This is a genomic window from Streptomyces sp. NPDC054813, assembly GCF_053611365.1.
Genome location: NZ_JBSHAF010000004.1, coordinates 289521 through 314384, shown reverse-complemented (window position 1 = coordinate 314384; position 24864 = coordinate 289521). Strand labels below are relative to the sequence as shown.

General features: G+C 70.7%; 20 protein-coding genes. 17 read left to right on the top strand and 3 right to left on the bottom strand.

The genetic code is table 11. The annotated features are described in order from the left end of the window. The 9 genes from ACWGJB_RS09905 (at position 1) to ACWGJB_RS09865 (ending at position 11344) form a co-directional block, all read left to right on the top strand. Positions 1 to 375: a DUF4233 domain-containing protein gene (locus tag ACWGJB_RS09905; protein ID WP_453379687.1), complete on the top strand. Its 375-nt coding sequence runs from the start codon at positions 1 to 3 to the stop codon at positions 373 to 375. Between the two features lie 67 nt (positions 376 to 442). After that, on the top strand, positions 443 to 856 hold the full coding sequence (gene ndk / locus ACWGJB_RS09900; protein WP_351691096.1) for a nucleoside-diphosphate kinase: 414 nt from the start codon (positions 443 to 445) through the stop codon (positions 854 to 856). Positions 857 to 1177: 321 nt separating this feature from the next. Further along, positions 1178 to 2197, top strand: coding sequence for a rod shape-determining protein (locus tag ACWGJB_RS09895; protein WP_004931372.1), 1020 nt, complete (start codon positions 1178 to 1180; stop codon positions 2195 to 2197). A gap of 162 nt (positions 2198 to 2359) precedes the next feature. Continuing rightward, positions 2360 to 3346 (top strand): rod shape-determining protein MreC, encoded by a 987-nt coding sequence (gene mreC, locus ACWGJB_RS09890; RefSeq protein ID WP_453379686.1) that lies wholly within the window; start codon positions 2360 to 2362, stop codon positions 3344 to 3346. A 15-nt stretch (positions 3347 to 3361) separates the two neighbouring features. After that, positions 3362 to 4039: a rod shape-determining protein MreD gene (mreD, locus tag ACWGJB_RS09885; protein WP_360483879.1), complete on the top strand. Its 678-nt coding sequence runs from the start codon at positions 3362 to 3364 to the stop codon at positions 4037 to 4039. Positions 4040 to 4133: 94 nt separating this feature from the next. After that, positions 4134 to 6383 carry a penicillin-binding protein 2 gene (gene mrdA, locus ACWGJB_RS09880; protein WP_453379685.1) on the top strand — a complete coding sequence of 750 codons (2250 nt, stop codon included), beginning with the start codon at positions 4134 to 4136 and terminating at the stop codon, positions 6381 to 6383. A gap of 28 nt (positions 6384 to 6411) precedes the next feature. Then, the gene (gene rodA, locus ACWGJB_RS09875) at positions 6412 to 7611 is read left to right on the top strand and encodes a rod shape-determining protein RodA (RefSeq protein WP_450755641.1); all 1200 of its coding nucleotides are present in this window, start codon (positions 6412 to 6414) and stop codon (positions 7609 to 7611) included. A gap of 148 nt (positions 7612 to 7759) precedes the next feature. Continuing rightward, complete coding sequence (locus ACWGJB_RS09870) at positions 7760 to 9265, top strand: CYTH and CHAD domain-containing protein (protein ID WP_453379684.1); 1506 nt, start codon at positions 7760 to 7762, stop codon at positions 9263 to 9265. A gap of 102 nt (positions 9266 to 9367) precedes the next feature. Then, positions 9368 to 11344 (top strand): TIGR03960 family B12-binding radical SAM protein, encoded by a 1977-nt coding sequence (locus tag ACWGJB_RS09865; RefSeq protein WP_453379683.1) that lies wholly within the window; start codon positions 9368 to 9370, stop codon positions 11342 to 11344. 122 nt (positions 11345 to 11466) lie between these two features. On the opposite strand, the gene ACWGJB_RS09860 is transcribed toward ACWGJB_RS09865, so the two are convergent. Together ACWGJB_RS09860 and ACWGJB_RS09855 are read right to left on the bottom strand one after the other, a co-directional pair. Continuing rightward, entirely contained in the window at positions 11467 to 12156 is a 690-nt protein-coding gene (locus ACWGJB_RS09860) for a DUF899 domain-containing protein (RefSeq protein WP_453379682.1), read from the bottom strand. A gap of 239 nt (positions 12157 to 12395) precedes the next feature. Further along, entirely contained in the window at positions 12396 to 13604 is a 1209-nt protein-coding gene (locus ACWGJB_RS09855; RefSeq protein ID WP_453379681.1) for a cytochrome P450, read from the bottom strand. A gap of 927 nt (positions 13605 to 14531) precedes the next feature. Between ACWGJB_RS09855 and ACWGJB_RS09850 the strand changes: the two genes are divergently transcribed. From ACWGJB_RS09850 to ACWGJB_RS09830, 5 genes are all read left to right on the top strand, one after another. Next, complete coding sequence (locus ACWGJB_RS09850) at positions 14532 to 15224, top strand: isochorismatase family cysteine hydrolase (RefSeq protein WP_453379680.1); 693 nt, start codon at positions 14532 to 14534, stop codon at positions 15222 to 15224. Then, positions 15214 to 15966, top strand: a complete 753-nt coding sequence (locus ACWGJB_RS09845) for an SDR family oxidoreductase (RefSeq protein ID WP_453379679.1) — start codon at positions 15214 to 15216, stop codon at positions 15964 to 15966. Before ACWGJB_RS09850 ends, ACWGJB_RS09845 begins: the two co-directional genes overlap by 11 nt. A gap of 70 nt (positions 15967 to 16036) precedes the next feature. Next, positions 16037 to 16654 carry a VOC family protein gene (locus ACWGJB_RS09840; RefSeq protein WP_453379678.1) on the top strand — a complete coding sequence of 206 codons (618 nt, stop codon included), beginning with the start codon at positions 16037 to 16039 and terminating at the stop codon, positions 16652 to 16654. Between the two features lie 205 nt (positions 16655 to 16859). Continuing rightward, the gene (locus ACWGJB_RS09835) at positions 16860 to 17096 is read left to right on the top strand and encodes a DUF6400 family protein (RefSeq protein WP_453379677.1); all 237 of its coding nucleotides are present in this window, start codon (positions 16860 to 16862) and stop codon (positions 17094 to 17096) included. Positions 17097 to 17317: 221 nt separating this feature from the next. After that, a complete protein-coding gene (locus tag ACWGJB_RS09830) occupies positions 17318 to 17782 on the top strand; it encodes a hypothetical protein (protein WP_453379676.1) in 465 nt (154 codons plus the stop codon). A gap of 51 nt (positions 17783 to 17833) precedes the next feature. On the opposite strand, the gene ACWGJB_RS09825 is transcribed toward ACWGJB_RS09830, so the two are convergent. Beyond that, positions 17834 to 18187: a DUF805 domain-containing protein gene (locus ACWGJB_RS09825; RefSeq protein WP_453379675.1), complete on the bottom strand. Its 354-nt coding sequence runs from the start codon at positions 18185 to 18187 to the stop codon at positions 17834 to 17836. A gap of 181 nt (positions 18188 to 18368) precedes the next feature. Between ACWGJB_RS09825 and ACWGJB_RS09820 the strand changes: the two genes are divergently transcribed. The 3 genes from ACWGJB_RS09820 (at position 18369) to ACWGJB_RS09810 (ending at position 24532) form a co-directional block, all read left to right on the top strand. After that, entirely contained in the window at positions 18369 to 19208 is an 840-nt protein-coding gene (locus tag ACWGJB_RS09820) for a hypothetical protein (RefSeq protein WP_453379674.1), read from the top strand. 108 nt (positions 19209 to 19316) lie between these two features. Beyond that, positions 19317 to 20081, top strand: coding sequence for a TIGR03936 family radical SAM-associated protein (locus ACWGJB_RS09815; RefSeq protein WP_453379673.1), 765 nt, complete (start codon positions 19317 to 19319; stop codon positions 20079 to 20081). 278 nt (positions 20082 to 20359) lie between these two features. Next, on the top strand, positions 20360 to 24532 hold the full coding sequence (locus tag ACWGJB_RS09810; protein ID WP_453379672.1) for an Rne/Rng family ribonuclease: 4173 nt from the start codon (positions 20360 to 20362) through the stop codon (positions 24530 to 24532). Positions 24533 to 24864: the final 332 nt, after the last annotated feature.

Below are 24864 nucleotides of genomic sequence, written 5' to 3'. Positions count from 1 at the left end.
ATGCGGACGCTCTGCTCCTCCACCCTGATCGGCGAGTTCTTCGTCATCGGCTTCGCCGCGCTGGTCGCCATGAAGGACCCCGACCTGTCCACCGCCACGGTGTGGCTGGTCAGCGGCATCGCGATGTTCCTCTGCGTGGCCCTGTGCGGTGTGATCACCCGCCCAGGCGGCATCGCCCTCGGCTGGGCCCTGCAGATCGCGCTGATCGCCTCCGGCGTCTTCGTGCCGACGATGTACTTCTTGGGCGCGGTCTTCGCGGCCCTGTGGTGGGCGTCGGTGCACTACGGCAGGAAGATCGACGAGGCGAAGGCCCGCTTCGCCGCACAGGCGGACCAGGCGGCCCAGTCTTCGGCCCCGGGAGCTGACACTGCGTGACGGGCGTCCGGACCAGCCCTGTAGCCTCTCCTCACCGCACACGTAAGTACCGCGAAGGAGCCCTCACGTGACTCAGCGCACCCTCGTCCTGCTCAAGCCCGACGCCGTCCGTCGCGGCCTGACCGGCGAGATCATCGGCCGTATCGAGCGCAAGGCCGACTGGCGGATCACCGCGCTGGAGCTGCGCTCCCTGGAGCGGGCGACGCTGGAGCAGCACTACGCCGAGCACGTCGGCAAGCCGTTCTACGAGCCGCTGGTCGAGTTCATGGCCTCCGGCCCGGTGGTCGCCCTGATCGTCGAGGGCGAGCGTGTCATCGAGGGCATCCGCGCACTGGCCGGCCCCACCGACCCGATCGCCGCCGCGCCGGGCTCCATCCGCGGCGACTTCGGCGTGATCGTCCGCGAGAACCTGATCCACGCGTCCGACTCCGAGGAGTCCGCCGAACGCGAGATCAAGATCTTCTTCCCGGGCCGCGCCTGACTCCCCGGGGCGGGGCCCCGTAGAGTTTCCGTAGATTTTTCTGACGGATCGTCAGTCCGCTACTCCGTCTGGCCTGGGACGGCCGAATGATTTCGGCCGTCCCTCGGCATATGCGTGCCGATCGGGGGAACGAGTGCCCCCGTCGGACCGTCTCCACAAGCGAGGCGGCCCTGTACGTGATGACAATGGCGAAGACCCTCGCGCAGTGTTCGTGCAGGCGCGTCTACGATGTAAGCCTTCACGTCACAGCACCCACTTCGCCGACCTGAAATGCCCTCAAAAGCTCCCGGGAAGGCCAGACGAATCCTGATGGGGAACTCAATGTCGTTCATCGGCCGTGACATGGCTGTCGACCTCGGGACCGCCAACACGCTGGTGTACGTCAGGGGTCGCGGGATCGTACTCAACGAGCCGTCCGTTGTCGCGATCAATACGAACACCGGTGGAATTCTCGCGGTCGGCGCGGAAGCGAAGAAGATGATCGGGCGCACGCCCGGCAACATCGTCGCCGTACGGCCGCTGAAGGACGGCGTGATCGCCGACTTCGAGATCACCGAGCGGATGCTCCGCTACTTCATCCTGAAGATCCACAAGCGGCGCTACCTGGCGCGGCCGCGGGTCGTCGTGTGTGTGCCCTCCGGTATCACCGGGGTCGAGCGCCGCGCGGTGATCGAGGCGTCGTCGCAGGCCGGTGCCCGCCAGGTGCACATCATCGAGGAGCCCATGGCCGCCGCCATCGGCTCGGGCCTGCCGGTCCACGAGGCCACCGGCAACATGGTGGTGGACATCGGCGGCGGCACCACGGAGGTCGCGGTCATCTCGCTGGGCGGCATCGTCACCGCCCAGTCGATCCGCGTCGCGGGCGACGAGCTGGACAACGCGATCATCCAGCACATCAAGAAGGAGTACAGCCTCCTTCTCGGTGAGCGGACGGCCGAGCAGATCAAGATCACGATCGGTTCGGCGTACGACCTGGACGCCGACGAGCACACCGAAATCCGCGGCCGGGACCTGGTGTCCGGGCTGCCGAAGACCGTGGTCATCTCGGCCGCCGAGGTCCGCAAGGCGATCGAGGAACCCGTCAACGCGATCGTGGACGCCGTCAAGACCACGTTGGACAAGTGCCCGCCGGAGCTGTCCGGCGACATCATGGACAGGGGAATCGTTCTGACCGGCGGCGGAGCGCTGCTGCGCGGTCTGGACGAGCGGCTGCGCCGGGAGACCGGCATGCCGATCCACATCGCCGAGGACCCGCTGGACAGCGTGGCGCTCGGCTCCGGCAAGTGCGTCGAGGAATTCGAGGCGCTCCAGCAGGTCCTGGACGCCCAGCCGCGCAGATGACGTAACTCTTCGATTCCGCCGTACGAGATGATCCCCTCTCGTGCGGCGGATCGTTGATATGGAGGCATAGGCTCGCAAGAACGAGCTCCGCCCCCCGACTTCCCCCCGACCAACAAAACAAGCTCCCGCAAGTTCCTATCGAGGAAGGCACGGCCGCCGCACGTGAGGGACACGAAAGAGAGCCGGCTGCTCCTGGTGCTGCTGATCGCCATCGCGTTCGCGCTGATCACGGTGGACATCCGAGGTGGCAGGAACTCCCCGGTCGACGGCGCCCGGCAGGCCGCGGCCGCGGTCTTCGGCCCGATCGAGAACGGCATGTCGACGGTGGTGGACCCGGTGGGCAACGCCGTCTCCGCCGTCCGCGACTCCGGCGGACGGCACGACCGCCTGGCCCGGCTGGAGAAGCAGAACGCGACCCTCAAGGCGAAGCTCGGCAGCAACGACCGTAACCGCAGCCGTCTCAACCAGCTCGACAAGATGCTGAAGATGGCCGGCGAGGGCCAGTACGGCATCAAGGGCGCCCAGGTCATCGCCATAGGGTCGGCGCAGGGCTTCTCCTGGACCATCACCATCGACGTCGGCGCCAACGACGGCATCAAGCGGGACATGACCGTGCTGAACGGCAACGGCCTGGTCGGCCGCGTCACCACCGTCGGCCCGGACGCCTCCACCGTGCTGCTCGCCAACGACCCCGACTTCACCGTCGGCACCCGCATGGAGGGCAGCGACGAACTCGGCTTCGCCTCCGGGCAGGGCGACCGCCCGCTGCGCGTCGAACTCCTCAACGGCAAGGCCGAGGTGAAGAAGGGCGACCGGCTCGTCACCTTCGGCTCCGAGGCCGACCGGCCCTTCGTGCCAGGCGTCCCGGTCGGCACGGTCTCCAGCGTCGACCCGTCCAACGGCGGCCTCACCCGCACTCTTTACGTCACGCCGTTCGTGTCCTTCACCAAGCTCGACATCGTCGGCGTGGTCGTCGAGGCACCGAAGAAGGACCCGCGCGACGAGGTGCTCCCGGCCAAGCCGAAGCCGACGCCGACCCCGACGGTGACCGTCACGGTCACCCCGTCCGCGAGCGCGAACACGGGATCGGACTCGGGTACGAACTCGGGCACGGGCTCGACCGACACCAACGACCAGCAGCAGCGGTAGGAGCTGAATCCCTTCATGCGTGTCAACCGGATCCTGCTCTCCTCCGCCCTGGTCGTCGTCGCCCTGGTGATCCAGGTGAGCGTCCTCGCCCGCCTGCACCTCCCGGGCGCCGTCCCCGACCTGATGCTGCTCACCGTCCTCGGCCTCGCCATGGTGTACGGCCATGTGGGCGGCGCCCTCGTCGGCTTCGGCGCCGGACTCCTCGCCGACCTCGCCCCGCCCGCCGACCACGCGGCCGGGCGTTACGCCCTGGTGCTGTGCGTCGTCGGCTACTTCGCGGGCCTGATCAAGCCGGAGAACGGCCGGCTGAAGTCCGCGACCGGGCCGATGCTCGTCGTGGTCGCCGCCGCCGTCGGCTCCACCCTGCTGTACGCGGGTGTCGGCGCCCTCGTCGGCGACACCGCCGCCCGGCACGTCGGCATGACCAGCCTGCTGATCAGCGCCGCCCTCTACGACCTGCTGCTCGCCCCGTTCGTGGTCCCCGGCATCATGTGGCTGGCCCGCCGCGCCGACAGCGACCCGCTGACGGAGGCCAACTCCGGCACCAAGGCGGGCGACATCTCCTCCGGCTGGCTCTCCTCCGGCACTGGACTGCGCGTCGGCGGCCAGCGCGGCGGTCTCGGCTCCCTGCGGGCCAGGGCCCGCACCCGCAACGTCCGCGTCGGCCGCATCAAGGGGGTCAAGCGCCTGTGAGCGCACCGGAGTTCACCCGGCGACCCGGCGGCGCCGCCCACAGCTTCGTCGTATATGACACATACGTACAGCACTGAGAGGGGGAGGCAACCCAGTGACCAACATTCCCGAGACCGGACGGACCCCACGGGTCCAGATCCGACTCGTCGTCATCCAGATCCTGGTCCTCTCCCTGCTCGGCACCCTCGGCGGCCGCCTGTGGTACCTGCAGATCCGTGAGGGCGCCGAGTACCAGAAGGAAGCCTCCGGCAACCACGTCCAGCAGGTCGTCGAGCCCGCCGTCCGCGGCTCGATCCTGGACGCGCGCGGAGTCCCCATCGCGGACAACGAGACCCGGCTGGTCGTCTCCGCCTCCCGTACCGACCTGCTCAAGCAGGCGGACGACGGCAAGGCGGTCCTCACCAAGCTCGCCGGCGTCCTCGGGATGAGCCCCACCGAGGTCACGCAGAAGGTCCGCCTCTGCGACTCCAAGACCCCGCAGCCCTGCTGGAACGGCTCCCCCTACCAGCCGATCCCGATCACCGACGAGGCCACCGCCAAGCAGGCCCTGCAGATCCGTGAGCGCGCCGAGGACTTCCCCGGCATCACCGCCGAGCCCGAGGCCGTGCGCCGCTACCCGGCCCCCGGCAAGTCCAACACCTCCCAGGTCCTCGGCTACCTCTCCCCGGTCACCGACGACGAGATCCAGCAGGCCCAGAACACCAGCTCGCCCTACCTGCGCTCGGACATGGTCGGCCGCTCCGGCCTGGAGCGCGAGTACGACAAGGAACTACGCGGCAAGGCCGGTGTCACCCGCTACGAGGTGGACAACCTCGGCAGGGTCATCGGCAAGGCCAAGTCGGATGCCGCCGAGCCCGGTTCCAACCTGGTCACCAGCATCGACTCCCGCGTCCAGCGGGTCGCCGAGTACGAGCTGGACAATGCGATGAAGGCCGCCCGCCAGCAGTACGACAAGATCACCAGCGAGAACTACAAGGCCGACTCCGGCGCCGTCGTCGTGATGGAGGCCAAGACCGGCCGGATCGTCGCCATGGCCTCCGCGCCGACCTACGACCCGAACGTCTGGGTCGGCGGCATCTCCGCCAAGGACTACAAGGCCCTCACCGGCAAGAACTCCGACTACCCGCTGCTCAACAGGGCCATACAGGGTCAGGCGGCGCCCGGTTCGACGTTCAAGGTGGTCTCCACGGCCGCCGCGGTCCAGGCCGGCTACGTGTGGGACGGCGGCTACCCCTGCACGAGTTCGTACTCGGTGGGCGGCCAGGTCTTCAAGAACTTCGAGGGCGAGAACTTCGGCCCGATCTCGCTCGGCCGGGCCCTGGAGGTGTCCTGCGACACCGTCTTCTACGGTCTCGCCGACCGCGAGTGGAAGAAGGACGGCGGCATCAACCCGAAGAAGGGCGAGCCCAAGGACTGGTTCTTCAAGACCGCCCACCAGTTCGGCCTTGGCAAGGAGACCGGCGTCGACCTCCCCAACGAGGTCACCGGCCGGGTCCCCGACCGCCAGTGGAAGCTCGACTACTGGAAGGCCAACAAGGACGCCTGGTGCAAGTCCGGCAAGAAGGACGGCACCTACGTCGAGAAGATCGAGTACGAGAACTGCCTCGAAGGCAACAAGATGCGCGAGGGCGACGAGATCAACTACTCCATCGGCCAGGGCGACACCCTCGTCACGCCGCTCCAGGAGGCGATGATCTACAGCGCGGTGGCCAACGGCGGCACCGAGTACCAGCCGACCATCGGCAAGGCCGTCGTCAGCGCCGACGGCAAGTCCGTCCAGGAGATCAAGCCCAAGGCGCTGCGCAAGCTGCCCGTCAGCCAGGCCACCATCAAGGGCATGGACGACGCCTTCGCGGGCGTCATCACCCGCGGTACCGCGGCCTGGAAGTTCGGCGGCTGGCCGCAGGACAAGATCGCCCTGCACGGCAAGACCGGTACCGCCGAGGTCTACGGCAAGCAGACCACGTCGTGGCTCGCCACCTACAGCAAGGACTACACGGTCATCATGACCATCGCCCAGGCCGGTACCGGTTCCGGTGCCTCCGGTGAGGCGGTCCGCAACATCTACAGCGCGCTGTACGGCGTCGGTGCCGACGGCTCCATCGACAAGAACAAGGCGCTTCTCTCCACCCCGCAGCAGGGCCTGCCCAAGGTCCGCACGGACGGCACCATCGCCTCCCCGAAGATCTCCAAGGACCCGGCGAAGGACTTCCAGGCGAGCCAACAGGGCGACAAGGGCGCCGACGGCCAGCAGACCCCGGCCACCACGGCCTCGCCGTCGACGGGCAACCGGAACACCCGCAGGCGGGCGCGGAAGAGGGGAAGCCGGAGGATGCTGACGTGACGAGCGTTTCTGGCGGGAGGTTCCCGGCATGACCGGAGCCAACAGCTTCTCCGTCTCCGGCTACGGTCCCGCGCGGGCCGGCTGGACCCGGGTCTTCGCCCGGGACTCGCTGGCCCGCCGCCTGGACTGGCCGATGCTGATGGCCGCCCTGGCGCTGTCCCTGCTGGGCTCGCTGCTGGTGTTCTCGGCGACCCGCAACCGCACCGAGATCAACCAGGGCGACCAGTACTACTTCCTGTTCCGGCACCTGATGAACACCGGCATCGGGCTCGCCCTGATGATCGGCACGGTCTGGATCGGCCACCGCCAGCTGCGCAACGCGGTGCCGATCCTCTACGGACTGTCGCTGCTCGGCATCCTCGCCGTGCTCACCCCGTTGGGCTCCACCGTCAACGGCGCGCACTCCTGGATCGTGCTCGGCGGCGGCTTCTCGCTCCAGCCGTCCGAGTTCGTCAAGATCACCATCATCCTGGGGATGGCGATGATACTGGCGGCCCGGGTCGACGCCGGCGACAAGAAGTACCCCGACCACCGCACGGTCCTGCAGGCCCTGGGCCTGGCCTCGGTACCGATCCTGATCGTGCTCCTGATGCCCGACCTCGGCTCGGTCATGGTCATGGTCATCATCATCCTGGCCGTGTTGCTCGCCTCCGGCGCCTCCAACCGCTGGATCTTCGGCCTGCTGGCGACCGGTCTGCTCGGCGCGATCGCGGTCTGGCAGCTGCACATCCTGGACGAGTACCAGATCAACCGCTTCGCGGCCTTCGCCAACCCCGACCTCGATCCCGCGGGCGTCGGCTACAACACCAACCAGGCCCGGATCGCCATCGGCTCCGGCGGCCTGACCGGCGCCGGCCTCTTCCACGGCTCGCAGACCACCGGCCAGTTCGTCCCCGAGCAGCAGACCGACTTCGTCTTCACGGTGGCGGGGGAGGAACTGGGCTTCGCCGGCGCGGGCCTGATCATCGTGCTCCTCGGCGTCGTCCTGTGGCGCGCCTGCCGGATCGCCCGCGAGACGACCGAGCTGTACGGCACGGTCGTGGCGGCGGGCATCGTGGCGTGGTTCGCGTTCCAGGCGTTCGAGAACATCGGGATGACCCTCGGCATCATGCCGGTCACCGGCCTGCCGCTGCCGTTCGTCTCGTACGGCGGGTCGTCGATGTTCGCGGTGTGGGTGGCGGTGGGGCTGTTGCAGTCGATCAGGGTGCAGCGCCCGATGTCGGCGTAGCGGGACCGATGCCGGCACAGCCGGACACCCGAGGGTGAGGTGCACATGTCGCTTCCGATGTGTTCACCTCGCCCTCATTCAGGTTTTTCCTCCGATTCACCTCCGGTGCCCGCTGTCCCTGCGCGGCGATGGACACTAGATTCGGTTCATGGCGGATACGAAGCGTGAGATCGAGCGCAAGTATGAATCCGACGAGAGCGGACTGCCCGACCTGACCGGCGTCGCCGGCGTGGCGAACGTCGTGGACAAGGGCACCGCCGAACTCGACGCGACCTACCACGACACCTCCGACCTGCGTCTGGCCTCGGCCCGGGTCACCCTGCGCCACCGCACCGGAGGCACCGACGCCGGCTGGCACCTCAAACTCCCGGTGGCCCCCGGCGTCCGTGACGAGATCCACGCCCCGCTCTCCGGCACGATCCCCGACGAACTGGCCGGTCTGGCCCGCTCCCGGGTCCGCGAGGGCCAACTGGTCCCGGTGATCCGGCTGCGCACCACCCGCGACATCCGCCACCTCGTCGACGCGGACGGCGCCCTGCTCGCCGAGGTGAGCGTGGACCGCGTCCGGGCCGAGCGGCTCTTCGGCGGCGCGGGCAAGGCCCAGTGGACCGAGATCGAGGTGGAACTCGCCGACGACGGCGACCCGGCCTTCCTCGACAAGGTGGAGAAACGGTTGGGCAAGGCGGGCGTACGGCCGTCCGAGTCCGCCTCGAAACTGGCCCGGGCCCTGGCCGAGACCAAGGGCGGCAAACCGCACCCGCCGAAGCCGGACTCCGGCGCACCCGTCACGGCCGGCGACCACGTCCTGGCCTATGTCCGCGCCCAGCGGGACGCGATCGTCGAACTCGACCCCGCCGTACGCCTGGACACCGAGGAGGGCGTCCACGACATGCGAGTGGCCACCCGCCGGCTGCGCAGCACCTTCCGCTCCTTCGGCAAGGTCCTCGACCGGCAGGTCACCGACCCGGTCGCGGACGAGCTGAAGTGGCTGGCCGGGGAGCTCGGCGTGGGCCGCGACCAGGAGGTCCTCGCCGAACGCCTGATGACCGCCCTGGACGAGGTCCCCGGCCCGCTCGTCTCCGGCCCCGTCCACGACCGTCTGCACGCCTGGGCCGAGGCCGGCGCGCGCGGCTCCCGGGGCCGACTGCTCGGTGTCCTCGACTCCCAGCGCTACCTCGCCCTGCTGGACACCCTGGACACCCTGATCGCCGACCCGCCGCTGCGCAAGGCGGCCGCCGGGAACCCGGAGAAGGTCCTCGCCAAGGCCGTGCACAAGGACTTCGCGAAGGTGACCGACCTGATCGAGGCCGCCATGGCACAGCCCCCCGGCCACGACCGCGACCTCGGCCTGCACAACGCCCGCAAGAAGGCCAAGCGCACCCGCTACGCGGCCGAGGCGGCCCGCCCCGCCCTCGGCGGCCCGGCGAAGTCCCTGGTCAAGTCCATGAAGTCGCTCCAGTCCCTGCTCGGCGAGCACCAGGACAGCGTGATGGCCCGCGAGACCCTGCGCGAACTGTCCGCGGTGGCCCACGCGGCCGGGGAGAGCGCGTTCACCTACGGGCTGCTGTACGGCCGTGAGGAACGGCGGGCGGCGCAGGTGGAGGCGAAGACGCCGGGCGCCTGGCAGGAGATCAAGAAGGATGCGCCCGTCTGAGCGGACGTACGGGGGACACCGCCGGGCGCGCTACGCTGGATGACCACCCTCCCCCAGCCTCCGGCCGGGGGTGCCCCCAGTCAGCTCACAAAGGTCCGCGAGATGCCTGCCGAAGCCGCCGCTCAGATCGCCGAGTCTGTGTTCCCGCAGCTCGAAGCTCTGCTCCCGCACGTGCAGAAGCCGATCCAGTACGTCGGCGGAGAGCTCAACTCCACGGTCAAGCCGTGGGAGGACTGCGACGTCCGCTGGGCGCTGATGTACCCGGACGCGTACGAGGTCGGCCTGCCCAACCAGGGCGTCATGATCCTCTACGAGGTCCTCAACGAGCAGGCGGGCGTCCTCGCCGAGCGCACATACAGCGTGTGGCCGGACCTGGAGGCGCTGATGCGCGAGCACCGCGTCCCGCAGTTCACGGTGGACAGCCACCGCCCGGTGGGCGCCTTCGACGTGTTCGGCCTGTCCTTCTCCACGGAGCTGGGCTACACCAACATGCTCACCGCCCTCGACCTGGCCGGGATCCCCCTGGAGTCGAAGGACCGCGGCCCGGACGACCCGATCGTCCTGGCGGGCGGCCACGCGGCCTTCAACCCGGAACCCGTCGCCGACTTCATCGACGCGGCGATCATCGGCGACGGCGAGCAGGCCGTCCTCGACATGACGAAGATCATCCGCGACTGGAAGGCGGAGGGCCGCCCCGGCGGCCGCGAGGAGGTCCTCTTCCGCCTCGCCAGGACGGGCTCCGTCTACATCCCGGCCTTCTACGACGTCGAGTACCTCCCCGACGGCCGTATCGCCCGCGTGGTCCCCAACAAGTCGGGCGTGCCGTGGCGGGTCAGCAAGCACACCGTCATGGACCTGGACGAGTGGCCGTACCCCAAGCAGCCCCTCGTCCCGCTCGCCGAGACGGTCCACGAGCGCATGTCCGTCGAGATCTTCCGCGGCTGCACCCGCGGCTGCCGTTTCTGCCAGGCCGGCATGATCACCCGCCCGGTGCGCGAGCGCTCGATCACCGGCATCGGCGAGATGGTCGACAAGGGCCTCAAGGCGACCGGCTTCGAGGAGGTCGGCCTCCTCTCCCTCTCCTCCGCGGACCACTCGGAGATCGGCGACATCGCCAAGGGCCTGGCCGACCGTTACACCGAGGACAAGATCGGCCTCTCCCTGCCCTCCACCCGCGTCGACGCCTTCAACGTCGACCTGGCGAACGAACTGACGCGCAACGGCCGCCGCTCCGGCCTCACCTTCGCCCCCGAGGGCGGCTCCGAGCGCATGCGCAAGGTCATCAACAAGATGGTCTCGGAGGAGGACCTGATCCGCACGGTCGCCACCGCCTACGGCAACGGCTGGCGCCAGGTGAAGCTCTACTTCATGTGCGGCCTGCCCACGGAGACCGACGAGGACGTCCTGCAGATCGCCGACATGGCGATGAACGTCATCCAGAAGGGCCGCGAGGTCTCCGGCCAGGGCGACATCCGCTGCACGGTCTCGATCGGCGGCTTCGTCCCCAAGCCCCACACCCCCTTCCAGTGGGCCCCGCAGCTGTCGGCGGAGGAGACGGACGCGCGCCTGGAGAAGCTGAGGGACAAGATCCGCGGCGACAAGAAGTACGGCCGCTCGATCGGCTTCCGCTACCACGACGGCAAGCCCGGCATCGTCGAGGGCCTGCTCTCCCGCGGCGACCGCCGCATCGGCGCCGTGATCCGCGCGGTCTACGAGGACGGCGGCCGCTTCGACGGCTGGCGCGAGCACTTCTCCTACGACCGCTGGATGACCTGCGCCGACAAGACCCTGCCCGCCTTCGGCGTGGACGTCGACTGGTACACCACCCGCGAGCGCACCTACGAGGAGGTCCTCCCCTGGGACCACCTCGACTCCGGCCTCGACAAGGACTGGCTCTGGGAGGACTGGCAGGACTCCCTCGACGAAACAGAGGTCGAGGACTGCCGCTGGACCCCGTGCTTCGACTGCGGGGTGTGCCCGCAGATGGACACGGCCATCCAGATCGGCCCGACCGGGAAGAAGCTGCTGCCTCTTACGGTCAAGAACGCCGCGTCGGCACCGGGTGGGCACGCGCACTGAGGTGAGCCTGGCGCTCGTCGGGCGTTGAGATTCGGCAGGGGCGTGTCGGCGACCTCCTTTCGCGTGCGTGCCATGGCCGTTGACAAGCCGTCGGGTTCACCCGCTCGCCGTCCGTGACGAGTTCAGTCGGAACCCGGGCCATAGAGCGCAGCGATGTTCTCGGACGTCGCCCACCGGCTGTACGTGGGGGACTGGGGCCAGCCCCCGGGCGAGTCCTGCCATTCCTCCTGACGTCCGTACGGCAGGAGATCGATCAGCGCGAAGCTGTGGCTGAGCTGCTCGGTGCCGCGGCCGTCGGTGTGCCAGGTGCGATAGACGGTGTCGCCGTCACGCAGGAACACGTTGACTGCGAATCCACCGTCGGGCGGTGCGCCGACGTCGGACCCGAACGCACTGTTCGCGGTCGAGTACCACGTCATCCGGTTGCCGACCCGCTGTTTGTAGGCGAGTGCCTCTTTGATCGGGCCCTGGGTGACGATGACGAACCGCGCATCGTAGTTGTCCAGGAACTCCAGGCGGGTGTACTGCGAGGTGAACCCTGTACAGCCCGGGCACTGCCATTCCTTGCCGGTGAACCACATGTGGTTGTAGACGATCAGCTGCCTCTTGCCCTCGAAGACGTCTGCCAGCCGAACGGGGCCGTCTTCGCCCTCGAGTGTGTAGTCGGGCATCTCGACCATCGGCAGGCGGCGACGCTCGGCGGCGATGGCGTCGAGCTCCCGCGTTGCGGCCTTCTCCCGGGCACGCAGTGCCTCGAGCCGGTGTTCCCAGGTTGCGGCGTCGACGACGGGTGGTAGCGCGTGGTCGGTCATGGTTCCCTCACGGATCTCGTGCGCAGCGTTGGCTTGTGCGGAGGCAGACTGCACAGGGCACGGGAACTCATCGGTCGGCATGATGGACACGCAGATTCAGGTTGGACCGACGGGCAGGAAGCCGGGCAGGAAACTGCTGCCGTTGACGGTCAAGAACGCGGGCCCGGCACCGGCCGCGAGCGGTCACACCCACTGACGCGACCCTCGTCGCCAGTAACTCGCGAGGCCCCGACACTCACTCAGGGCGTGATGCCCTCGATCGCCACGCGAAGGTGGCGGGGGCCACGCAGCACCGCGTTGGCGCGGTACGGGGGCGGGTCCTCGAGCAGCCGCGAGAACCTGACCCGGCGGAACAGTTCGGGCACCGCCGCATGGAGCTCCATTCGGGCGAGGGGGGCACCGAAGCAGTAGTGGATGCCGGTGTAGAACCCGAGGTGCTCGTTGTCCTTGCGGTCGGGATCGAACCGGTCGGGATTCTCGAAGCGCCTGGGGTCGCGGTTGGCCGCGGCCAGCATGAGCCAGACCGGCGAGCCCTTGGGGATCGTGGTGCCGGCGACGTCGATGTCGGCCAGCGCGGTGGTCCACGGGACGAACTGGACAGGGGGTTCGTAGCGCAGCACTTCCTCGATGAGCGGGGCGGCCAGGTCCGGGTCCTTCTGGAACCGTTCGAGGAGGTCGGGGCGGCGCAGCAGGGTGAGGGTCGTGTTGCTGATGGCGTTGACGGTGGTCTCGTGGCCGGCGACCAGGAGCAGCACCGCGGTGGCCTCCAGGTCCGCCGGTGTCATGTCGGGGGCGAGCGCGCTGAGTATCCCGGGGCCGGGGTGGCGGCGTTTGGTCTCGATCAGATCGGCCAGGTAGGCGCCCATGTCCTGGCGCGCCCGCTGTGCCGTTTCCGCACCGTTGTCGTCGCCGGGCCGGGGGTCGAGCGACGATGCCAGGGCATCGGCCCAGACGTGGAAACGCGGTTCGTCCTCGCGTGGCACGCCGAGAACCTTGCAGATGGCGGTGACGGGAAGGGGGTAGGAGAAGGCCTCGACGATGTCGACCTCGTCCTTGCCTTCGAAGGCGTCGAGCAGCTCCGTGACGACGTCGGCCAGCTCTCCGCGCAGGCCGTCGAGGAATCCGGGGCTGTGCGGGGGGCCGAACGGCCGGTTGATGGTGTTGCGCAGCCGGTCGTGCACAGGTGGGTCGGTGAAGATGAAACTCGGCGGCAGACCGCTCTCCGCCGCCGGTTGCCCGGGGCGGGCGTAGCCGGCCGGACGGTTGCTCGTGTCGTTGCTCAGCCGCGGGTCGTTGGCCAGGCTCCGCACCTCGTAGTAGGTGCTGACCAGGTAGGAGCCGTCGTCCTCCCGCCTGACCGGTGTCTTGCGCAGTTCCGCGTAGAGCGGGTACGGATCGGCCCGATTGGCGTAGTCGGTGATCTGCGCGACGATGGTGCCGGATGTCATGGTGACTCCTGAGGGCTCCGGGCGGTGCAGGGCCGGTGATCAGGCATGCGCAGCAACGAACTGCACACGCCGCTCGCTCGGTCAGTGACCCGTCAGCGTGACCGTGGCCCCGTGGGTGGGCAAACGGGGGCACGCGGCCGCGGTACCCGTACACGGCGACGAACCGCTCCTCGTCGACCGTCCCCCGGGCGACGACCGACTGGTCGCCCAGCGAGGGAACACCCACCGACTTGATGCAGCCGCGGCGGCGCGATCCCCTCGGGCCGAGCCCGCCCGAGCAACGCCTGCTCGGACAGCGGAGGACGGTCGTAGGGCTCGTACGGCTCGTCACCGAACTCCGGAACACGCTCTCCGCAGGTCACGGTCGCCGCCGGCTCCGTAGTCCATGCGCTCGATCCACACGGTCGGACGGCACCGTCCCTTCAGGATCGACCCCCTCGGAGGGGCTCGCAATCCGGGAGGCGGCGGCTTCGGAAGCATCTCTCCACCGCGATGGTCGACGCCTGCGCCGGGGGACGTGTGCGGGCACTGCCGGGAGCGGTGGAGCTGGTTGTCGAAGCGGGAGGACACGGGCCCCGGTGTGGCGACCGCCGGCCCTCGACGGTTCGGGTTCGAGGTCATCGCGGGTCGGTCTCCTCGACTCGGTCGGTGCAGTTCAGTCACTGAACCACCCCTGTTCGGCCCGTGACACCGGTCAGTTCAATGAATGAACTCCCTCGGCTGGTGCCGACGCCGGTGGGGGCGCGGCGGCCCGGATGCCGTTGGGCCGGGGGAGTGACACACTGGGGTTTCTGAGTCGGCGGGCCCGTGACGGAGTGTCACGCGGGGCTCGGGGCGCGGAGGGCTTGCGGGCGGCCGTCGGCTGTACTGTCCGGCGCCGTGTCCCGGCAGCGAGCGATCCGGTCGCTGACCAGTTGGGAACCGTCCATGACTGCTGAGACCTCCGAAGCGCGGTACTCCCCGTATTACCCCGACGAAACCGCTCTTCTGATCGTCGACCCCTACAACGACTTCCTCTCCGAGGGCGGCAAGTTGTGGCCCCGGGCGAAGGAAGTGGCGGAGGGCGTGGGCCTGCTCGACCATATGCGGACCGTGCTCGCCACGGCCCGCACCCACGGCTTTCGCGTCTTCGTCGTGCCGCACCACCGGACGACACCGAGCGACTACGTCACCTGGGGCCACCTGTCCCCGACCCAGCGGCGCGTCGTCGCCCAGCAGATCTTCGCCGAGGGCAGCTGGGGCGCCGAGTGGCACCCCGACTTCCAGCCGCGCGAGGACGAGATCGTCGTACGGCAGCACTGGGCGTCCAGCGGGTTCGCCAACACCGACCTCGACTTCATGCTGAAGCAGCACCACATCCGGAAGATCGTGCTGATCGGTATGCGGGCCAACACCTGTGTGGACACCACCGCGCGCTACGGCCAGGAACTGGGGTACCACGTGACCCTCGTCCGCGACGCCATCGCCTCCTTCAGCTGGCCTGAGATGACCGCGACCTTCGAACTCAACGCGCCCCTGTACGCCCATGCCGTCGTCACCACCGAGGAGTTCGTCGCAATGGTGGACGCCGGGGCCGGTGAGGGCTCACGGCAGAGCGGAGACGGCGCTCATGAGCGGTGACGAGCGGAGCGGAGCGCACGGGGAACTGGCCGGACAGACGGTCGTGGTGGTGGGGGGCAGTGCGGGCATCGGTCTGGAGACCGCGCGGCAGGTACGGGCGGCCGGCGGCGAACTGGTGCTCGTGGCGCGCAACGCCGAGCGCCTCCAGCGGGCCGCGGACGAGCTGCACCCGCTGAGCACGGCCGTGTTCGACGCCCACGACACCGAACGCATGGAGCGCTTCGTCGGGGAGCTGCCCGGGCAGGTCGACCATGTGCTGGTGACGGCGGGCAGCCCGTCGTACACCCCCCTCGACGGACTCGACCTGACCGACGCCGGACGTGACTTCGGCGGGCGTCTGGCGATGGTGCTGGCGGTGGCGCGGGCGAGCCGCGGGAAGGTGAGGGCCGGCGGGGCGCTGCTCTTCATCGGCGGCACCGGCGGCCGGCGGCCCGCGCCCGGGATGGCGGTGACCGGCGCCCTCACCGCGGCGCTGCCGGCGCTGGTCGCCAACCTGGCGCTGGAGGTCGCCCCGATCCGGGTCAACCTCATCGCGGCCGGGTTCGTGGACACCCCACTGTCGGCCTCCCTGCTGGGCGACCGACTCGAAGCGCGGCGCGAGGAGTTGAGGAAGACGTTGCCCATCGGGCGCGTGGTCGGTCCGGCCGACGTCGCCGCCCTCGCGGTGCACCTCATGGTCAACGACGCCCTCACCGGCGCCACTTACGACATCGACGGCGGCCAGCAGCTCCTCGCACACTGAGCCCCTGCTCGGCCCTGTCGCGGATCCGTTCGCCGCCGCTGCTGCCCCTCCGAGACGGGAAGTGCAAGCCATGGACATGAAGCTAGAGGTCGTCGTGGTGCCCGTGTCCGACGTGGACCGGGCCAAGGACTTCTACACGGCGCTGGGCTGGCGGCTCGACGCGGACGTCGCCACCGACGGGGAGTTCCGGGTGGTGCAGATGACCCCACCGGGTTCCCCGGCATCGGTCATCTTCGGCGAGTCGGTCACCGAACAGACGCCCGGGTCGGCCCGGGGGCTGCACCTGGTCGTCGACGACATCGACACCGCCCACGACGAGCTGGCACGGCACGGCGCCCACCCCAGCGAGGTGTTCCACGACGCCGGCGGTGTCTTCCACCACGCCGACGGCGACGCCCGGCTGCCCGGTCCCGCACCGCAGCACGGCAGCTACGGCTCCTTCCTGTCGTTCAGCGACCCGGACGGCAACGGCTGGCTCCTCCAGGAGGTCACCGACCGGCTGCCGGGACGGCTGGATCCCACGGCCACCTCGTTCGCCTCGGCCGAGGACCTGGCGAGTGCCCTGCGGCGGGCCGCGGCGGCACACGGCGAGCACGAGGCACGCACCGGCGCGGAGGACCCCAACTGGCCGGACTGGTACGCGCGGTACATGGTGAGCGAGCAGGCCGGGACCGAACCGCCCACGTGAGCCGGGGCACCGGGCAGCCGACCGCTGACCACCCCCGTGGTCCATGGCCACGGCGACCCTCCGGACCTGCCCGGGCCACCGGGCGCGCTTCCGGACACGGTGGTCACCCCACAGCGTCATGCCGCGCCGTGACCTGCGATGACCTGCTGTGATGTGTCCCACGGGCTCTTGTCGCGGGAAGGCCCGCCTGCCTAGATTCGGTCATATGTCCAGTTCTGATGCCTCCCTTCCCGCCGAACCGGTCGACTTCAGCGTCGATCTCACCGGCCACGAGATGACCCGGCGCGCCCACGTCATGGCGGCCCTCGGCGACGGCTGGGATCCCGTCGAGGCGATGCGCGGCGAGGAGGAGGCGTACGACCTGCTGTACTCCGGGCTCGACGAGGAACAGCAGCGACTGTACGAGTCGCTCGTTGCGGCCGGGGTACTGCCCCGACGCTGATTCCCGGCCCCGGGACACGGCGGCGCCACGGCGTCAGCGCCGTACGGCCGAACACCTTGCCGAGGGCGCGCGCCACCTCACTGCGGGAAGACGCGCGGGAACACGCCCCTCCCGGAAGCCGTAGCCCTGCGAAACCGTGACACGACCGCCATGGAAGGCGCAGCGGGCCGGCCGCACAATCGGGGAGAGCGAAGGCCGGTGTGACGGGGGAGTTGGCGGGCATGGAACTGGAACTGGGCTACGACCTGCTGGGCAGCAGGCTCCGCACCATCGGGGACGTCCCCCTCACCTACGGCCGGTGGGGCGGCAGGCCCCACGCGCTCGGACCGCATCCGCTGGAGTACGACATGCTCGGCAGCCGGCTGCGGTGGATCGGCGACATCGAGATCGGGTACGGCCGCCTCGGCAGCGTCCCGAGAACGTTCGGGACCTGGGACGTCGACTGCGCCGCCTGGTCCGGGATCCCGCGCCGCATCGGGCCGTACCCCGTGGATCACCCCAGGTTCAGCGGCCGGGCGAGGGCGATCGGCCCGCTCGCCCTGTCGTACGACGCCCTCGGCACCCGCCCCCGCCGCATCAGCCTCCCGAAGGACCTGCACACCCTCCCCGACGACCTCCTGCGTGTGCTCTTCCTGGTCCTGCACCTCCAGGCCGAACGCAACAAGAGAGCGTCCGCCACCTCGTAGACGGCCGAAGGCCCGCCGGACGGATCCGGCGGGCCTTCGGGTGATGACAGCTCAGACGGCGGGCGAGTACTTCGGGTTGTCGCCGTACTGGTTCTGCTCCGGCTTGCCCTCGGAGGCGAGCCAGACCAGCAGGATGATCCAGCCGACCAGCGGGATGATGCCGACCAGCACCGCCCAGCCGGAACGGCCGGTGTCGTGCAGCCGGCGGACCGAGACGCCCAGGCCGGGCAGGAAGACCGCCAGGCTGTAGATCGCGCCGAGGGCGGCGAACCCGATGACCCGCCCGACGACCGCCAGCACGATGCTGATGATCAGGTTGAACAGGAAGAACATCCAGTATTCCTGCCGGCGCGCACGGCCGCTGAACACCGCGTACTTCTTCAGTACGTCCACGTACCAGTTCATTGCTCGTCCCCCAAGGACCCAAGAAAGGCTCAAGATTTGGCTGGTGCCCAGCAAATCAAGCCGCCCTGGCCGGATCCATCCAGATTGGCGTGTGCGGGTCAACCGTTACCGTGTCGCCGCCGTTCGGTGATCAAGGGTGGCCGATCGCATCCGCACGGCACGCGATAGCGTCTCTGTGGCCATGGACATGCAGAAACAGCCGCAGCGGCAACCGCAGACGCAGCACCCCGAGGGGTGTCTCGTCGTCGCGATCAGGATCCCCGTCCGCATCTTCGTGTTCCTGGTGGTGCTGCCGATACGGCTGCTCTGGGACGCCTTCGCCGCCGTCGCGCGGTTCCTGTGGCGGTACCTCGTCGTCCCCGTCGCGCGATTCCTCCGGCGGTACGTCCTCGCCCCTGTCGGCCGCGCCGTCGCCTGGCTCCTCCATGTCCTCCTGGTCGTCCCGCTGATCTGGCTGTATCGCCACCTGCTCACTCCCCTCGGCCACGCCCTCGTGTGGCTCTACGCGCGCGTGCTCACCCCGATCGGCCACGCGGTGATCTGGCTCCTCACGCCCGTCGCCAAAGCCGTCGCCTGGGTGTTCGAGCAGCTCGCCACCGCCTTGTACTGGATCGTGCGGGTGCTCCTCGTGCTGCCCGCCGTCGCCGTGTGGCGCTGGATCCTCACCCCCGTCGGCCGTGTCCTCGGCATCGTTCTCAGGGAGATCGGGGCGGCCCTCGGCCACGCCTGGCGCGCCGCCGGACACGTCGCACGCGCCGTCGGACGGATTCTCGGAACCCTCTTCCGGTGGATCTTCGTGGAGCCCGCGCGCCTGCTCTACCGGACCGTCCTCACCCCGGTCGGACACGTCGTACGCGACCTCGTGCTGCGCCCCGCCGCCCAGGTCGCACGGTCCGTCGGACGCGCCGTCCGGCAGGCCCGAGCCGACCTGCGCCGCGCCCTGTTCGGCGAGCCCGCCCGGCCGGCGGCCGTGGACCGGCGGGAACCTGTCGGCCGCGACACACGTACTCTTGATGAATAGCAGTACACGGCAGCACGGCCCCCGCGGCACGGCTGCTCTCACCAGAACCACGAAGGACTGACGACACTGGGCAAGCGACAGCCCGAAGGCCCGCCGCCCGCACCGGCGGTGCAGCGCATCCGACTGCGCTACACCAAGCGCGGCCGCCTCCGGTTCACCAGCCACCGTGACTTCCAGCGCGCCTTCGAGCGGGCGCTGCGCCGCGCCGAGGTGCCCATGGCGTACTCGGCGGGGTTCACACCGCACCCGAAGGTGTCGTACGCCAATGCCGCACCCACCGGCACCGGCAGCGAGGCCGAGTACCTGGAGATCGCGCTCACCGCGGCCCGCGACCCGGAGCGACTGCGTGTCCTCCTCGACGAGTCCCTGCCCACCGGGCTCGACATCGTCGACGCGGTCGAGGCCCGCACGTCCGGACTGGCCGACCGGCTCACCGCCTCCGTGTGGGAGCTGCGGCTGGCCGGCGTGGACCCGGAGGAGGCCCGACAGGCCGTCGCCGCGTTCACCACGGCCGACGCCGTCGAGGTCCAGCGCATGACCAAGAACGGCGTACGGACCTTCGACGCACGCCCCGCCGTCGTACAACTTGAAACGCACAATGAAACGGCTGATAGGCCGAGCGACCAGCCCTGTGCGATACTGCGGCTGGTTGTTCGGCACGTGACGCCTGCCGTACGACCCGACGACGTCCTGTCCGGTCTCCGCGCCGTGGCCGACCTGGCGCCGCCGGTCCCCGCAGCGGTGACCAGGCTGGCGCAGGGGCTGCTCGATGAAGAGACCGGCACGGTGACCGACCCGCTCGCGCCCGACCGCGAGGCAGTGGAGGCCCTCTCGAAGGCCGAACACGCTGCCGCCGCGACGGCGCCGGCGTAGGGAAGGTCCCGCGAAGGACGGACGTCGTACGCGCAGCCCTCGTACTCGGGAGCCACCTGGGTCGGGCAGCGCACCGACCAGAAGACTTTCGCCAGGCCGTCCGCGACAAGGCGTACGGAACCGGCGAGACAGGACACAAGAGAGCTCCTGTGCGGCGCCCGCGCCCCACACGGCGGCACCGCGCATCGCGCGAGCCGCGGACGTCACCGGCGGTCGCTCGAACCGAACGACGCCGGACCAGGCGCGGCGCCCGGGAGCCTGACGGGAGAACCGCCCGCATGCTCGAACCGACCGAGCCCACCGAGGGCTCCGAACTGAACACGCCCAGCGACACCCTGCCGCCGCGCAGGCGTCGCCGTGCCGCGTCCCGCCCCGCGGGACCGCCCGCCGCGGGTGAGGCCGTGGCCGAGATCACCACGCCGGCCATACCGGCCGCCGAGTCGTTCCCCTCCGAGCCCGCAGAGGCCGACGAGGAGACGGCAGAGACCCTGGAGGCATCCGGGGCGGCCGAGACCGCCGAGGCTGCCGCGGTCACCGAGGAAGCCGTGCCCGCCGCGCGTAGCCGCCGCCGGGCGACCCGCCGGGCGTCCGCGCCCGCCGGTTCCCCGACGGGAGCCGAGGCCGTCGAGACGGCCGAGACCGTGCTTCCCGCGACCGCCACCGAGCCCGCCGAGCCCACCGAGGCTGCACCCGCGGCCGAGACCGCCGCACAGAGCGACGAGGAGGCCGCGCCGCGCCGGACGCGTCGGCGTGCCACGCGTCGCGTCTCCGCGCCCACCGAGGCGGTCGAGCAGGAAGCGGCTGTCGAGGCTTCCGCGGTTTCCGAGGCCCCTGAGGTCGCCGAGACTGCTGAGGTCACCGAGGCCGCTCCGGCCGCCGAGGCCACCGAAACCGCCGAGGAGGCCGTGCCCGCTCCGCGTAGCCGCCGTCGGGCGACCCGCCGGGCGTCCGCGCCCGCGGGTGCCCCGGTGCCGGCCGAGACCGCCGCCGAGACCGCACCCACGGCCGCCGTCGCGGACACCGCCGAGGCCGTCGAGGCCGTCGCCGAGCCCGCGGCCGCCGCCGAGACCGGCGAGACCCACGGGAGCACCCCCGCCCCCGAGGCCGAGCCCACCGCGCCCGCGCCGCGCACCCGGCGCCGCGCCACCCGCCGGGTCGCCGCGCCCGCCGGTGCGCCCGAGGCCGCCGCCGAGGCGCAGCCGCAGGCCGTCGAGGCCCCGGCCGTCACCTCCATCACCGAGACCCCCGCCGTCGAGGAGCCGGAGACCGAGTCCCCGCGGCGCCGGCGCCGGGTCGTACGGCAGGCCGCCATCGGGTTCTCCGAGCCCGCCGCCGCGGCCACGTCCGCCGAGGACGAGTCGCAGCGCCGCCCCGCCCGGCCCGCCGTGGCCGTGTTCCAGGCGCCCGTGTTCACCGAGCCGAAGTTCCAGACCCCGGAGCGGGCCGCCGCCGAAGCGGCCGCCGTGGCCGCCGTGGCGGAGGAGCCCGAGGAACTCGCCCCGTACCGGCCGGAGCCGGCCGAACAGGTCGAGCAGGCCGAGCAGGCCGAGACCGGTGCGCGCCGCCGGCGCAGGCGCCGAGGTGCCGCCGAGGAGACCCCGGCCGCCCGGCCCGCCGCCGAGGACGAGGCCGAGGAGCCGGAGGAGCCCGCCGAGGAGGCCGAGGACGCCGCCGACGGTGACGACGAGGCCGAGGAGGCCGGATCCCGCCGCCGTCGCCGCCGCGGTGGCCGTCGCCGCCGCCGTGGTGACGCCGGTGACGGCGACGCCGACAGCGACGAGCTCGCCGCCGAGCAGGCCGAGCAGGATGCCGAGGACACCGCCGAGCAGGAGGAAGAGGACGACGAGGACGCCCACGACGAGGTCGGCGGCTCCTCCAGCAGCCGTCGCCGCCGTCGCCGTAGGCGTCGCGCCGGCGACAGCTCCGCCGACGCCGAGCCCGGCGACAACGACCCGGAGCGCACGGTCGTCAAGGTCCGCGAGCCCCGCAAGCCGTCCGAGCCGTCCGACGAGGTGCAGTCCATCAAGGGCTCCACGCGTCTGGAGGCCAAGAAGCAGCGCCGCCGCGAAGGCCGCGAGCAGGGCCGCCGGCGCGTCCCGATCATCACCGAGGCCGAGTTCCTGGCCCGCCGTGAGGCCGTCGAGCGCGTGATGGTCGTACGCCAGCACGGCGACCGCACCCAGATCGGCGTCCTGGAGGACGGCGTGCTCGTCGAGCACTACGTCAACAAGGAGCAGGCCACCTCGTACGTCGGCAACGTCTACCTGGGCAAGGTCCAGAACGTGCTGCCGTCCATGGAGGCCGCCTTCATCGACATCGGCAAGGGCCGCAACGCCGTCCTGTACGCCGGTGAGGTCAACTTCGAGGCACTCGGCATGGCCAACGGGCCGCGCCGCATCGAGGCCGCCCTCAAGTCCGGCCAGTCCGTGCTCGTCCAGGTGACGAAGGACCCGATCGGACACAAGGGCGCCCGCCTGACCAGCCAGGTCTCCCTCCCGGGCCGCTACCTCGTGTACGTCCCCGAGGGCTCGATGACCGGCATCAGCCGCAAGCTGCCCGACACCGAGCGGGCCCGGCTGAAGACCATCCTCAAGAAGATCGTCCCCGAGGACGCGGGCGTCATCGTGCGCACCGCCGCCGAGGGCGCGAGCGAGGACGAGCTGCGCCGCGACGTCGAACGGCTCCAGTCGCAGTGGGAGGAGATCCAGAAGAAGTCGAAGAACGGCGGCAGTTCGAACGCGCCGACGCTGCTGTACGGCGAGCCGGACATGACCGTCCGGGTCGTCCGCGACATCTTCAACGAGGACTTCTCCAAGGTCGTCGTCAGCGGCGACGAGGCCTGGGAGACCGTTCACGGCTACGTCTCGCACGTCGCCCCCGACCTCGCGGGCCGGCTGTCGAAGTGGACCTCCGAGGTCGACGTCTTCGCCACCTACCGGATCGACGAGCAGCTCGCCAAGGCCCTGGACCGCAAGGTCTGGCTGCCCAGCGGCGGTTCGCTGGTGATCGACCGGACCGAGGCGATGGTCGTCATCGACGTCAACACCGGCAAGTTCACCGGCCAGGGCGGCAACCTGGAGGAGACGGTCACCAGGAACAACCTGGAGGCGGCCGAGGAGATCGTCCGCCAGCTGCGGCTGCGCGACCTCGGCGGCATCATCGTCATCGACTTCATCGACATGGTCCTGGAGTCCAACCGGGACCTGGTGCTGCGCCGCCTGCTCGAATGCCTCGGGCGGGACCGGACGAAGCACCAGGTGGCCGAGGTGACCTCGCTGGGGCTCGTCCAGATGACCCGCAAGCGCGTCGGGCAGGGCCTGCTGGAGTCCTTCTCCGAGACCTGCGTGCACTGCAACGGCCGTGGCGTCATCGTCCACATGGAGCAGCCCAGCTCCGGCGGCGGTGGCGGCGGCAAGCGCAAGAAGCGCGGCCGTGGCGGCGACGGGCACGAGCACGACCACGACCTGCACGACACCCACACGGCCACGGCCGACGGGGCCGTCGAGCACGCCGAGGCCGTCCAGGCGGTCGAGACGGCGGCGGAGGTCGCGGCCGAGGCCGCCGGCCCCGTCGCGCTGCCGGCCCCCGACTTCGCGCCGGACGAGGAGCTGTACAGCAGCGTCGCCGAGGCGGAGGCCGCGGCCGGCCGCGGCCGTACCCGCCGCCGGGCGGGCCGCCGGGCCTCGGCTCCGGCCGGGGCGCCCAGGGAGCGGGTGGGCCGCAACCGGGGTGCGGAGGCCGAGACGCCGACCGCCCGGGCCGAGCACGAGGTACTGCCGGAACCGGCCGCCGAGGCGCACGCCGAGCCGGTCGCCGTGGAGGACCCGGTCGTCCAGGCCCCCGAGGCACCGCAGGCCCCGGCCGCCGAGGAGACCGCGCCCAGGGGCCGTACCCGTCGCCGGGCCACCCGGAAGGTGTCGGCGCCCGCCGGTGCCCCGGCAGGGGCCGAGACGGCCGCGGTGACCGTCGTCGCCGAGACCGCCGCCCCGGCGGCCGAAGCGGTGGCGGAGCCGGTGGCCGAGCCGGTGGTGGAGACGGCGACGGAGCCCGAGGCGGCCGCGCCCGCCGAGAGCGCCGCCCCGGGCCGTCCGCGCCGCCGCGCGGTGCGCAAGGCCACCGCGCCGACCGCGTCGGAGGAGGCGGCCGTCGTGGTCGTGCCGTCGACGGAGGCCGCCGGGCAGCCGGAGGCGTCCGCCGCCGAGGCGCCGGTCGCCGGTGAGACCGTCGAGGAGGGCGTCGAGGAGGCCGCTCCGGCCAAGAAGACGGCCCGTAAGACGGCTGCCAAGAAGACCGCCGCGAAGAAGACGGCCGCCAAGAAGACCGCGGCCAAGAAGACGGTGGCGAAGAAGACGACGACGGCCAAGAAGGCGGCCAAGACCGCCAAGACGGCCGCCGCCAAGTCGACGGCGAAGAAGACCACCACGGTCACCACCGCCTCCGACGAGGGCTGACACCCGGGCGCGGGGCCGGTCCGTGGATCGGTCCCGCACTCCGCGGGGCGGGTCCTGGTGACCGGTCCCGCACTTCGTGGGACCGGTCCGTGCGGCTGGTCCCGTTCTGCGTGGGACCGGTCCGTGCGGCCGGTCCCGTTCTGTGCGGGGCCTGCTCCGAGTGATCGGCCCCACACCTCCCGGGGCCCGGTTTGACCCCCTCGGCCACTGCCCCGTAACCTTGACCCTCGGCGTGTCCATGGATATGAGGACGTGCCACATCCCCGTAAACCTCTTCCTCCGGAGCACACGGTGTTCCGGAGAGGCCGCCCGCGTGCCGGACGGCTGGACTG